Source organism: Luteimonas sp. YGD11-2, assembly GCF_004118975.1.
Classification (GTDB): Bacteria; Pseudomonadota; Gammaproteobacteria; order Xanthomonadales; family Xanthomonadaceae; genus Luteimonas; species Luteimonas muca.
Genome location: NZ_CP035376.1, coordinates 1,593,107 through 1,605,468, shown reverse-complemented (window position 1 = coordinate 1,605,468; position 12,362 = coordinate 1,593,107). Strand labels below are relative to the sequence as shown.

The 12,362-nt window shown below is 71.3% G+C and carries 14 protein-coding genes; all 14 read left to right on the top strand.

Features of this window, described 5'->3' with window-relative positions; genetic code table 11:
* Positions 1-11: 11 nt before the first annotated feature.
* On the top strand, positions 12-428 hold the full coding sequence (gene fliS / locus ERL55_RS07305; RefSeq protein ID WP_129135842.1) for a flagellar export chaperone FliS: 417 nt from the start codon (positions 12-14) through the stop codon (positions 426-428).
* On the top strand, positions 425-727 hold the full coding sequence (locus tag ERL55_RS07300; RefSeq protein ID WP_129135841.1) for a hypothetical protein: 303 nt from the start codon (positions 425-427) through the stop codon (positions 725-727). Before fliS ends, ERL55_RS07300 begins: the two co-directional genes overlap by 4 nt.
* Positions 728-765: 38 nt before the next feature.
* Entirely contained in the window at positions 766-1,281 is a 516-nt protein-coding gene (locus ERL55_RS07295) for a PilZ domain-containing protein (protein ID WP_129137256.1), read from the top strand.
* 62 nt (positions 1,282-1,343) lie between these two features.
* Positions 1,344-1,976 (top strand): response regulator transcription factor, encoded by a 633-nt coding sequence (locus tag ERL55_RS07290; RefSeq protein ID WP_129135840.1) that lies wholly within the window; start codon positions 1,344-1,346, stop codon positions 1,974-1,976.
* A gap of 288 nt (positions 1,977-2,264) precedes the next feature.
* Positions 2,265-3,680 carry an RNA polymerase factor sigma-54 gene (gene rpoN / locus ERL55_RS07285; RefSeq protein WP_129135839.1) on the top strand — a complete coding sequence of 472 codons (1,416 nt, stop codon included), beginning with the start codon at positions 2,265-2,267 and terminating at the stop codon, positions 3,678-3,680.
* 11 nt (positions 3,681-3,691) lie between these two features.
* The gene (locus tag ERL55_RS07280) at positions 3,692-4,087 is read left to right on the top strand and encodes a response regulator transcription factor (RefSeq protein WP_129135838.1); all 396 of its coding nucleotides are present in this window, start codon (positions 3,692-3,694) and stop codon (positions 4,085-4,087) included.
* Positions 4,084-5,538, top strand: a complete 1,455-nt coding sequence (locus ERL55_RS07275) for a sigma-54 dependent transcriptional regulator (RefSeq protein WP_129135837.1) — start codon at positions 4,084-4,086, stop codon at positions 5,536-5,538. Before ERL55_RS07280 ends, ERL55_RS07275 begins: the two co-directional genes overlap by 4 nt.
* A gap of 178 nt (positions 5,539-5,716) precedes the next feature.
* Positions 5,717-6,097, top strand: a complete 381-nt coding sequence (gene fliE / locus ERL55_RS07270) for a flagellar hook-basal body complex protein FliE (protein ID WP_129135836.1) — start codon at positions 5,717-5,719, stop codon at positions 6,095-6,097.
* Positions 6,098-6,133: 36 nt separating this feature from the next.
* Positions 6,134-7,822 carry a flagellar basal-body MS-ring/collar protein FliF gene (gene fliF / locus ERL55_RS07265; protein WP_129135835.1) on the top strand — a complete coding sequence of 563 codons (1,689 nt, stop codon included), beginning with the start codon at positions 6,134-6,136 and terminating at the stop codon, positions 7,820-7,822.
* Entirely contained in the window at positions 7,806-8,822 is a 1,017-nt protein-coding gene (gene fliG, locus ERL55_RS07260) for a flagellar motor switch protein FliG (protein ID WP_129135834.1), read from the top strand. The genes fliF and fliG overlap by 17 nt, the downstream gene beginning before the upstream one ends.
* Positions 8,819-9,439, top strand: coding sequence for a FliH/SctL family protein (locus ERL55_RS07255; protein ID WP_129135833.1), 621 nt, complete (start codon positions 8,819-8,821; stop codon positions 9,437-9,439). Before fliG ends, ERL55_RS07255 begins: the two co-directional genes overlap by 4 nt.
* Positions 9,436-10,860, top strand: a complete 1,425-nt coding sequence (locus ERL55_RS07250) for a FliI/YscN family ATPase (protein ID WP_129135832.1) — start codon at positions 9,436-9,438, stop codon at positions 10,858-10,860. Before ERL55_RS07255 ends, ERL55_RS07250 begins: the two co-directional genes overlap by 4 nt.
* Entirely contained in the window at positions 10,857-11,309 is a 453-nt protein-coding gene (gene fliJ / locus ERL55_RS07245) for a flagellar export protein FliJ (RefSeq protein ID WP_129135831.1), read from the top strand. Before ERL55_RS07250 ends, fliJ begins: the two co-directional genes overlap by 4 nt.
* Positions 11,306-12,346: a flagellar hook-length control protein FliK gene (locus ERL55_RS07240; RefSeq protein WP_241685867.1), complete on the top strand. Its 1,041-nt coding sequence runs from the start codon at positions 11,306-11,308 to the stop codon at positions 12,344-12,346. The genes fliJ and ERL55_RS07240 overlap by 4 nt, the downstream gene beginning before the upstream one ends.
* The last annotated feature ends 16 nt before the right edge of the window (positions 12,347-12,362 follow it).

Here is a 12,362-nt window from a genome sequence, read left to right as displayed (position 1 = left end):
GAGCACTCCCGATGATGCATCGCCACTATGCCCAGCAGTACCGCCAGAGCCAGCTCGAGGGCGCGGTGATGGACGCCGATCCGCACAAGCTCGTGTCACTGCTGTTGAGTGGCGCCTGCGAGCGCGTCCGTCTCGCCGAAGCCTGCCTGGAGCGTGGCGACCCCGCGCGCAAGGGCAAGGCGATCGGCGAAGCCTGCGCCATCGTCGGGCACCTCAACGGTTCGCTCGACCATGAGGCTGGCGGCGAGGTCGCAGGCAATCTCTCGTCGCTGTACGACTATGTCGTGCGTCGGCTGACCGAAGCGAACCTCAACAACGATGCCGAAGCGCTTCGGGAGTGCCTGTCCCTGCTCGGCGAGATCGAGACCGCGTGGAACGCCATCCGTCCGGCGGTGGTCGGCGGCGTACCTGCGAGTGCCACCGCATGAGCCTGCCACCCCTGCAACAGCTGGCGTCGGAACTGGCTTCCCTCGAGGCGGCGCTGGACTGCCGCGATCTCGATCGCGCACAGACCATCATGTCCAGCTATGACCGCGAACTGCGCGACTACATCGAGCGCGCCGGCAACACGGTTCCGATGGACGGGCTGCGTACCCTGCTGCGGATGCAGAACGAACTTTTGACGACGATGCACGAACTGCGCGAGTCGCTGGGCCGCGAAGCCCGTGACGCCCAGCGTGCCGGCCATGCCTCGCGTGCCTACGCCTCGGTCGGGGTCGCGCTGTGACATCCACCGGCGCGCCCGGCGGCACCAGCGCCGAACACATGCTGTTCGCCGAAGCGTTGAGCTGCGAACTCGCCCTGCCCGTGTCCATCGCCGCCTCCGACAGTGCCGGCCGCCAGGCGCAGGCGGTGACGCTGCTGTCCGGCCTGGCCCAGGTGGAAGACCTGCGCAAGGACGATGGCGGCGAGGAGCACGGCGACCTGCCGCTGCTGGCCCAGCGCATGGACGCCAAGCTCGACCTCATCCTCGCCCTGCTCGGCCGCCTGGCGCGCCAGGTCGACGGCATGCCGGAACACGACCTGCGCTGGTCGCGGCGCGGCCTGCGCATCGATTTCGCCGAAGCCCCGGCGCTGCAGACCCGCGCGTCGGTGCTGGTGCGGCTGCAGCCGGCCGACTGGCTGCCCGACCATCTGGAATTGCCGGCCACGGTGCTGGAGGTTTCGGGCAGCCGGGTGTGGCTGGCCTTCGGCGAGCTGCGCCCCGACCTCGTGGAAGCACTCGACCGCCACCTGTTCCGCCTGCACCGCCGCCAGATCGCCGAGCAGCGCCGGCGCTGAACCGCACGGTCGCGTATCCTTGGCCGGCAACACGGCCAGGGGGCCGCGGGAGACACCGGCCGGTGCGCGTACTGATCGTCGATGACCACACCCTCGTCCGCGCCGGGCTTGCCCGCCTGCTGCAGGGCTTCGGCGATGTCGATGTCTGCGGCGAGGCCAGCCGCGCCGACGAGGCCTTCGACCTCAGCCTGATCCATCGCCCCGACGTGGTGCTGATGGACCTGTCGCTGCCCGGCCGCAGCGGCATCGAGGCGATGGTGGCCATCCGCAACGAGCTGCCCGCCACGCGGGTGCTGATCATGTCGATGCACGACGATTCGCAGCATGTGCGCACGGCGATCGAGCGCGGCGCCTGCGGTTTCATCGTCAAGGATGCCGCGCCGCTGGAACTGGAACTCGCGCTGCGTACGGCGATGTCGGGCCAGGTGTTCCTGAGCCCGCGGCTGTCGTCGCGGATGATGGCGCCGATGTTCGGTCGCGAGAAGGCGGTGGGCGTGGATGCGCTGTCCCCGCGCCAGCGGCAGATCCTCGGCATGATCGGCCGCGGCCTGGGCAACAAGGAGATCGGCGCCGAGCTCGGCATCAGCGTGAAGACGGTGGAAACCCACCGCGCGCGGATGATGGAAGCGCTGGGATGCCGGCGCGCCAACGAGCTGGTGGTGCTGGCGGCGCGGCACCTGCAGGAAGTGGTGTAACGGGGACCTGCGGCCGGTTCGGGCCCGTCATCCGGGTGGCCCGGGTTGGCATGACGAGTGCCCCGTCCTTGGATCCCGGCCTGCGCGGGGATGACGGCAAGCCCGACCCGCACGTAAAGATGTGACTGCCGTCGGAATTCCGCCGGCCCCGGCGGAAAGGTCGTAAGGGAATCCCCCACGGGTGTCGGTCGATCACCGGGCAGGCCCGGGTTCTTCCTGATACAGATCCCGTCGCGGCGCCTTCACGATGTCTCCACGCCCACGATGAAGCGGGTTTCCGGAGTCGCCATGAAGGCCAGTGCCACCACCTCGATGCAGCTCGGCCAGCAGCTGCACATGACCCCGCAGCTGCTGCAGTCGATCCGCCTGCTGCAGCTCGACGGCCTGCAGCTGGAGCTGGAGATCCGCCGGACGCTCGAGCACAACCCGCTGCTGGAGCTCGACGAGGAACCCGTTGCAAGCGCGATGCCAGAACCCGCCGACGCGCAGGCCGAGGTCGCCTCGTTCGACGAACTGCCGGAAGCCTCGCTGTGGGACGTGCGCGGCGCCAGCTGGAACGATGCCGACGACGACGGCATGCAGCGCATCGCCGCGGGTGAGTCCAGCGATCCGCAGCTGCGCATCCTGCAGCGGCTGGCGCATGAGCTCGACGCCCACGATCTCGCGGTGGCCGCGTACTGGCTGGAGAACTGCGACGACGCCGGCTACCTGACCGCCCCGCTCGATGCCCTGATCCGGCGCGCCTGCGCGCTGTTCGACCGCCGCGCCGGCGAGATCGAGGCCGTACGCCAGCGCCTGCTCGCCGGTGACCCCGCCGGCGTCGCCGCCTGCGACCTGCGCGAATGCCTGCTGGCGCAGCTGGACGCCCTGCCCGGTCGCGTCGCTGCCCGCCCGCTGGCCGCACGCCTGATCCGTGATGCGCTCGATGCGCTGGCCGCGCACGACATTGGTGCTGTCGCGCGCCGACTCGGCTGCGAGCAAGCCGATGCCCACGAGGCGGTGCGCCTGGTGCTGTCGCTCGATCCGAAGCCGGGTGAGGCCGGAGCGCCGGAGGTCGACCAGGCCGTGGTGCCCGACGTGGTGGTGTGGAAGGCCGATGCCGGCTGGCGGGTGGCGCTGAACCCGCGCTCCACCCCGCGGGTGTCGATCAATGCCGGCTACGAACGCGCCGTGGCCGAAGGCGAAGGTGGTGCCGCCACCGCGCCGATGCGCGAGCTGCTGCAGGAAGCGCGCTGGTTCACCCGCGGCCTGTCGATGCGCTACGACACTCTGTTGCGCACCGCGCGGGTGATCGTCGAGCGCCAGGCCGCGTTCCTCGAGCAGGGCGAGGAAGCGATGGCGCCGTTGACGCTGAAGGAAGTGGCCGATGCCATCGGCATGCACGAATCCACGGTCTCGCGCATCACCACCGGCAAGTACCTGCAGACGCCGCGCGGCACCATCGAGATGAAGCGCTTCTTCGCGGTGCGGCTGGATGGCGCCAATGTGTCCGGGGCCGCGGTCCGGGCCATGGTCAAGCGCCTGATCGATGCCGAGCCGCCGCAGCGCCCGCTGGCAGACGAAGCGATCGCCGCCCTGCTCGCCCGCCAGGGCGTACACATCGCACGCCGCACCGTGGCCAAGTACCGCGAGCAGCTCGACATTGCACCGGCCCGCGCGCGCCGCAACGCGCGCCCACGTTCCCTGCTGGCCCGGACGGGCTGAGGATCCACATCATGGACACGATCAAGGTCCTGCTGGTCGACGACCACGAGGGTTTCATCAACGCGGCGCTGCGCCACTTCCGCAAGGTCGACTGGCTGCAGGTGATCGGCACCGCGGCCAATGGCCTGGAGGCGATCGAGCGTTCCGAGGCACTTCGCCCCGACGTGGTGCTGATGGATCTGGCGATGCCGGAGATGGGTGGCCTGCAGGCCGCGCGCCTGATCAAGGCCCAGGACGATCCGCCCTACATCGTCATCGCCAGCCATTTCGACGATGCCGAGCACCGCGAGCACGCCACCCGTGCCGGCGCCGACAACTTCGTCAGCAAGCTGTCCTACATCCAGGAAGTCATGCAGATCCTGGAATCGCTGCACGCACCGGAATCCGGTGCCGGAGACGTGTCATGAGTGAGCCCCGCATCCTGGTGATCGACGCCAACGGCGACCGCGCCGAGCGCCTGTGCACGCTGCTGGAGTTCATGGACCTGCGCCCGCGCTGGGTGTCGGAGCCCGGCGAGATCGCGCCCGCACGCCACCGTCAAAACGACTGGATGGCGGTGCTGGTCGGCGACCTGGATGACGCCGACGCCGCGCGCGCCTTTTTCGCCTGGCTGGCGCAGGCCAGCGTGCCGCCGCCGGTGCTGCTGCTGGATGCCGAGCCGGCCGCCTTCGCGGCGGCGCACGGGCTGCACGAGGCCGGCGTGTGGGCGCTGGAGGCACCGCTGCGCCACGCCCAGCTCGAGAACCTGCTGCGCATGGCCAGCCTCAAGCGCATCGATGCCGATGCCCAGGCCGCGGCCGACCAGGGCGGTGGCCCGACCGGTACCAGCGAGTCCGTGCAGCGGCTGCGCCGGCTGATCGACCAGGTGGCGCCGTTCGATACCACGGTGCTGATCCTCGGCGAGTCCGGCACCGGCAAGGAGGTGGCGGCGCGCGCCATCCATCACCGCTCGACCCGTCGAGACGGGCCGTTCGTGGCCATCAACTGCGGCGCGATCCCGCCGGAACTGCTGGAAAGCGAACTGTTCGGCCACGAGAAGGGGGCGTTCACCGGTGCGCTGTCGGCGCGCAAGGGCCGCTTCGAGATGGCCGAGGGCGGCACCCTGCTGCTCGACGAGATCGGCGACATGAGCCTGCCGATGCAGGTCAAGCTGCTGCGCGTGCTGCAGGAACGCTGCTTCGAGCGCGTCGGCGGCAACCAGACCATCAAGTGCGACGTGCGCGTCATCGCGGCCACCCATCGCAACCTCGAGGACCGCATCGGCGAAGGGCACTTCCGTGAGGACCTGTTCTACCGCCTCAACGTGTTCCCGATCGAGATGCCGGCGCTGCGCGAACGCCGCGACGACCTGCAGGAACTGGTGCGCACCATTGCTGACCAGCTTGCCCGCAACGGCCGTGGCGAGATCCGCTTCGCCGCCGAGACCCTGGATGCGCTGGCCGGCTACGCCTGGCCGGGCAACGTGCGCGAACTGAGCAACCTGGTCGAACGCCTGGCGGTGCTCAACCCGGGTGGGTTGGTGCGTGTGCAGGACCTGCCGCAGCGCTACCGCGAACACCTGGCCCAGCCCGCGGCCGCGCCCTCGCCCGTCGCGCCGATGCGCGCGCCGGCGGGCGACGTATCGCCCCGCACCACGGCCACGGCCGTGGTCCTGGAAACTGCCAACGAAACCCATCTGCCCGAGGACGGCCTGGACCTGCGCGACCACATGGCGCAGATCGAACTGCGGCTGATCCGCGAGGCGCTGGAGCGCAGCGAGGGCGTGGTGGCGCATGCCGCGCAGCTGCTGGGCCTGCGCCGCACCACGCTGGCCGAGAAGCTGCGCAAGTACGGCATCGAGCGCGACCTGGCGGCCTGAGTCCCTCATCCGCCCCTTCGGGGCACCTTCTCCCGCAGGCGGGAGAAGGGTCGCGGCGGGCGCATATCCATTCGATGGCGCGCGGCGGCGACCTGTCATCAGCCACGATCCAGTGAGCGGCACCCATTGCGGCACGCGGCTTGCATGGTGAACGGGGACTCCCGCCAGCCGCATGTCGATGAGCCATTCGATCGATTCCGTCCTCTCGCAGATCCGCAGCTACCAGGGCCAGGTGCGCCAGACCGTGGGCGCCGATGTGCCGCGGTCGGATGCGATCCCCGCACCCGGCGGGCTGCAGGGCGGGATCGGCGGCGTCGGCGGTGCCACCGCGACCACGCCGAGCTTCGGCGCCACCCTGCGCAGCGCGCTGGAAGGCGTGAACGGCGCGCAGCAGCGCAGCGGTGAACTGGTGCGGGCGTTCGAACTGGGTGAGCCCGGCGCGGACCTCGCCAAGGTGATGGTCGCCGCGCAGCAGTCGCAGGTCGCCTTCCGCGCCACCGTGGAAGTGCGCAACCGGCTGGTGCAGGCGTACCAGGACGTCATGAACATGCCGCTGTAACGCGGCCCGAACAGCTCCAGGGGACCACCGGACACCATGGCGATCACGTTGTCGAGAGAAGCGCTCCGCGCGGACAAGGCCGGCGAAAAGGCGGTCGAGGTGTTCGATCGGCTCGAGAAAATGCAGCTGGCGCGGCGGCTGGGGAAGATGCTGCTGCTGGCCGGCGCCGTGGCGCTGGGGCTGATCGTGTTCTTCTGGTCGCAGAAGCCGGGCTACGTGCCGCTGTATGCCGGGCTCGACGCCAAGGCCACCGCCGAGGCCACCGACCTGCTGCGTACCGCGCAGATCCCGTTCCGCATCGACCAGTCCACCGGCGCGATCTCGGTGCCCGAGCAGAACGTACACGACGCGCGGCTGAAGCTTGCCGGTTCCGGGCTCACCGAATCCGGGCGCCTGGGCTTCGAGATGATGGAGCGCGACCCAGGCTTCGGCGTCAGCCAGTTCGTCGAGACCGCGCGCTACCAGCACGCGCTGGAAACCGAACTGGTGCGCACCATCAGCGCGCTGCGCCCGGTGCGCGACGCCCGCGTGCACCTGGCCATTCCCAAGCCCAGCGCGTTCACCCGCCAGCGCGAGGCCGCGAGTGCCTCGGTGGTGCTGGAACTGCGCGGTGGCGCCGAGCTCGAGCGCGGCCAGGTGGATGCGATCGTGCATCTGGTCGCGTCCAGCATTCCCGACCTCGCGCCCGAGCGCGTGACCGTGGTCGACCAGAACGGCCGCATGCTCAGCAACGACCGCCAGGACGCCGCCGCGGCACTGAGCACGCTGCAGTTCGAGCAGGTGCGCCGCCAGGAAACCTCGTTCAACCAGCGCATCCGCGAGCTGCTCGAGCCGATGACCGGCGCCGGCCGCGTCAATGCCGAGGTCACCGTGGACATGGACTTCTCCGCGATCGAGGAAGCCCGCGAGCAGTTCAACGCCGAGCCGCCGAAGCTGCGCAGCGAACAGGTCAGCGAGAACAGCGCGGCCACCGCCGGCGCGCAGGGCATCCCCGGCGCCACCAGCAACCTGCCCGAGACCGTCGAGGACCCGGACGCGGTGGACGCCGCGGTGGCGGCCGCGACCGGCGGCAACCCCACCGAGTCCTCGCGCAGCGCCACCCGCAACTACGAGCTCGACCGCACGCTGAGCCATACCCGCCAGCCGCCCGGCCGGATCCGCCGCGTCACCACCGCGGTGCTGGTCGACCACGTGCCCCGCCCGGGTGCGGAAGGCACGACCACCCTGCAGCCGCTGACCGCGGCCGAACTGCAGCGCGTGGAAGCGCTGGTGCGCCAGGCGGTGGGCTTCGACGAAGCGCGCGGTGACGTGGTCTCGGTGATGAATGCCCCGTTCGTGCGCGAACAGGCCGGGGATGCCGGTGGCGGCACGCCGTGGTGGCAGATGCCGCAGCTGCGCGATGGCCTGCGGCTGCTGCTCGGCGCGATCGTGGTGCTGGCGCTGCTGTTCGGCGTGGTGCGCCCGGCGATCCGCCAGATCAACGATCCGGCGCCGCGCCGCAAGCCGGAGCCGCAGACCGCCGAAGTGCGGCTGGTGGAGGACGAACTGCTGCCGCTGGCCGACGACACCGCACAGATCGGCAGCGCCGGCGAGCGCGCACCGATCGCGCTGCCGTCCAATGCCTATGAGGACCGCCTGCGCCATGCGCGCGAGGCCGTCCGTACCGATTCCAAGCGCGTGGCACAGGTCGTGAAGGGGTGGTTGGGCGATGAAACAGCCGTTTAACAGCGAGTCCCTCACCGGCGTGCAGCGCGCAGCGGTGCTGCTGCTGTCGCTGGGCGAGGAGGACGCGGCCGAGGTGCTCAAGCACATGGACGCCAAGGAAGTGCAGAAGCTCGGCCTGGCAATGGCGACGGTGGGCGCGGTCAGCCGCGAACAGGTCGGCAAGGTGATGGACGACTTCCAGGGCGCACTCGACCGCCAGACCTCGCTGGGCGTGGGCGCCGACGACTACATCCGCGCGGTGCTGGTGCAGGCGCTGGGTGCCGACAAGGCCGGCAGCCTGATCGACCGCATCCTGCTCGGCCGCAACACCACCGGTCTCGACACCCTGAAGTGGATGGACCCGCGCGCGATCGCCGACCTGGTGCGCAACGAGCACCCGCAGATCATCGCCATCGTGCTGTCGCACCTCGATCCCGACCAGGCCGCCGACACCCTGAAGCTGATGCCCGAGCGCACCCGCGCCGACGTGCTGCTGCGCATCGCCACCCTCGACGGCATCCCGCCGAATGCGCTCAACGAGCTCAACGAGATCATGGAGCGGCAGTTCGCCGGCAACCAGAACCTCAAGTCCTCGGCGGTGGGCGGGGTGAAGGTGGCCGCCAACATCCTCAACTACATGGACACCGGCCAGGACCAGAATCTGCTGGTGGCGATCCGCAAGGTCGACGCCCAGCTGGGCCAGCGCATCCAGGACCTCATGTTCGTGTTCGACGACCTCATCGACCTCGAGGACCGCGAGCTGCAGACCGTGCTGCGCGAGGTGTCCGGCGAGCGCCTGGGCGTCGCCCTGCGCGGCGCCGACCCCAAGGTGCGCGAGAAGATCACCCGCAACATGTCGCAGCGTGCCGCCGAGATCCTGCTCGAGGACATGGAAGCGCGCGGGCCCGTGCGGCTGTCGGATGTCGAGACCGCGCAGAAGGAGATCCTCGCGGTGGTGCGCAGGCTTGCCGATGAGGGCGCGGTCACCCTTGGCGGTGGTGCCACCGAGGAGATGGTATGAACGCGGTGGTGCGCTGGCTGGCGCCGTCGATGGATGCGGAAACCACGACCGCGGCCCTACAGGTCGAGGAGCCGGTCGAGCTACCGCGCCCGCCGTCGCTGGAGGAGATCCAGCGCATCCGCGACGACGCCCATCGCGAAGGCCACGACGAAGGCTATGCGGCCGGCCACGCCGAAGGGTTCGCCCAGGGCCAGGCGGAGATTCGCCGGCTGACCGCGCAGATCGAGGGCATCCTCGACAACTTCTCGCGTCCCCTCGCCCGCCTCGAGAACGAGGTGGTGGCGGCGCTTGGCGACCTCGCCGTGCGCGTGGCCGGCGGACTGGTCGGGCGCGTGTACGAGGCCGACCCGGGGCTGCTCGCCGACCTCGTCGCCGAGGCCGTGGATGCGGTGGGCGGCGCGGCGCGCGAGGTGGAGGTGCGCCTGCATCCCGACGACATCGCCGCGCTGACCCCGCTGCTGTCACTGGCACCGGCCACGCGGCTGGTGGCCGACCATGCGCTGGCGCGGGGCGACCTGCGCGTGCACGCCGAAAGCGTGCGCATCGACGGCAGCCTCGACGCACGCCTGCGCGGCGCGCTCGATACGGTGCTGCGTCGTGCCGGGGCGCGCGCATGAGCGGCGCGGGCTCTGCCCTGGACGACGCCCGCCTGCGCGATGCCGCGCTGCCGGCCGATCCTGCCGGCTGGCTGGGCGCGCGCAACCTGCGCCTGGCGGCACGGCTGGCCGCCACCGGCCCCGACCCCGCCGCGGGCCGTGGCCTGATCCGCGAGGGCATCCTGCGCCGGGCGATCGGCCTGACCGTGGAGGCGGTCGGCTGCGCGGCGCCGATGGGCGCCACCTGCCGGGTCGAAGTCGACGGCGGCTGGGTGGAGGCCGAAGTGGTCGGCTTTGCCGGCGACCGCACCTCGCTGATGCCCAGCGCCGAACTGCATGGCCTGCTGCCCAACGCCCGCGTGGTGCCGCTGCATCGCCGCGGCGGCGTCGAGGTCGGCGAAGGCCTGTTGGGGCGCGTCATCGACAGCGACGGCATTCCGCTCGACGGCAAGGGCCCCATCCGCGCCGAGGGCAGCGTCGGCATGGCCGGCGTCGCCATCAATCCGCTCGCGCGCGAGCCGATCACCCAGCCGCTGGATGTCGGCGTGCGCGCGATCAATGCGCTGCTGCCGATCGGCCGCGGCCAGCGCGTGGGTCTGTTCGCGGGCTCCGGCGTCGGCAAGTCCACCCTGCTCGGGATGATGACCCGCTACACCGCCGCCGACGTCATCGTGGTCGGGCTGATCGGTGAGCGCGGCCGCGAAGTGCGCGACTTCGTCGAGAGCACCCTGGGCGAGGAAGGCCTGCGTCGCGCGGTGGTCGTTGCGGCACCCGCCGACCGGCCGCCGCTGGCGCGCCTGCATGGTGCCTACCGCGCCACCGCGATCGCCGAGTGGTTCCGCGACCAGGGCCTCAACGTGCTGCTGCTGATGGATTCGCTGACCCGCTTCGCGCAGGCGCAGCGCGAGATCGGCCTGTCGGTCGGCGAGCCGCCGACCACCCGCGGCTACCCGCCGTCGGTGTTCGCCAAGTTGCCGGCGCTGGTCGAACGGGCCGGCAACGGCGCCAAGGGCCGCGGCTCCATCACCGCGTTCTACACCGTGCTCACCGAAGGCGACGATCCACAGGATCCGATCGCCGATGCCGCGCGCGCGATCCTCGACGGCCACATCCTGCTGTCGCGACGGATTGCCGACGCCGGCCTGTACCCGGCGATCGACGTGGAGTCGTCGGTCAGCCGCGTCGTCACCGAGATCGCCGACGAGACCTGGCGCGAGCGCATCCGCGCGCTCAAGCGGCTGGTTTCCGCCTACAACGCCAACCGCGACCTCATCGCCATCGGCGCCTACCAGCGCGGTGGCGATCCGGCGGTTGACGAAGCGCTGGCGCGCTGGCCCGAGATCATGGCCTTCCTGGGCCAGGACGTGGCCCGCGCCGCCGACCTGAACCACAGCCGCGACGCGCTCGCGAGCCTGCTGCACACCGAGGAGTCCCCTGCATGAAGTCGTCCACACGCATCGATCCACTGCTCAACCGCGCACAGGACAACGAGGACGCCGTCGCCCGTGTGCTGGCCGATCGCCAGCGGGCGCTGCAACAGAACGAGTCGCGGCTCGACGAGCTGCGCCGCTATGCCGCCGAGTACGGCCAGAGCCAGCTCGCCGCCACCAGCCCCGCGCAGCTGGCCAACCGCCGCGCGTTCCTGGAGCGGCTGGAAAGCGCGGTCGAACAGCAGAGCCGCGCGGTCGACAACCACCGCCAGACCGTGGAGGTCGAGCGCAGCCGCCTGCTGCTGGCCAGCCGCGACAAGCAGGTGCTCGAACAGCTTGCGGCGAGTTACCGCGCGCAGGAGCGCGTGGTCGACGAGCGCCGCTCGCAGCGCGAACTCGATGACCTTGGCGCACGCCGGGTTCGCCTGGCTGCACTGGCCGCGGAAGGCGCCGGCCCGTGACTCCGCTGGGTCTGTCGGCGCCGCTGCCGCCCGCGGCAAAGGCGCCGGCATCGGCATCCGGGTCGTCGCCAGCGAAGGGAGGCGGGGAATTCGCGCGCACGCTGCACGCCGCTTCGGCACCGGCCGACGGTGAAGCGCCGGAGGCCGCCGCAGCGAAGGTGCCGGCGGAGCGGGAGCCGGGCGCCGACGAGCAGCCGGGTATTCCCGCGGATCCGTCGCTGGTGCTCACGCCGGAGCCCCTGACCACCCTGCCCTGGCCGCCGGAAGGCCTCGCCGGCCTGCCCGGCATCGTCATGCCTGCCGATGCGGATGCGGAACCGCAGTCGGCGGCTTCCACCACTCTGCGCGGCGGACTTCAGACCCTCGCCGGCGCGATGGCCGCGCCCGCGGCCAGCAGCACCGCGCTATCGCCCGCGGCGCAGCCGCTGGCGGTGGCCGCTGCGCAGGAACCGGGGCTTGCCGCCAGCCTCGACGATGGCGCGGCCGCGATGCCGCTGCCGGTCGAACTCGAGACCGCAGGCGATGCCGCACCGGCTCCGCCTGCGTTCGCGCTTCCAGCGGTGGCCGGCGGCGCGCCGCTCGCACTGCGCGAGCCGCCGCCCGTGCTGGCCACGCCCCTGCCGCCCGCGGACGTCCATGCCGAGGACTTCGGCGACCGCTTCGGTGCGCAGCTGCAGTGGATGGCCGGACAGAAGATCGGCCACGCCCGCATCCAGGTCACGCCGCACGGCCTCGGGCCGGTGGAAGTGCGCCTGCAACTGGATGGCGACCGCATCAGCGCCGAATTCTTCAGCGCCCATGTCGATACCCGCCAGGCGCTCGAACAGGGCCTGCCACGGCTGCGTGACCTGCTCGGCGAGCACGGCTTCCACCTCGCACATGCCGATGTCGGCGCGCAGTCCGGTGGCGACGATCGCGGCGGTGACACGCGTCCAGCGGCGCCCGCCGACGGCGCGGGCAACGAGCCCGCCACCGGCGCGGCCGTGACATCGGCGATCAGCTACGGCGGATCGGGGCTGCTCGACGCCTACGCCTGAGCCATGGCGCCTGCCG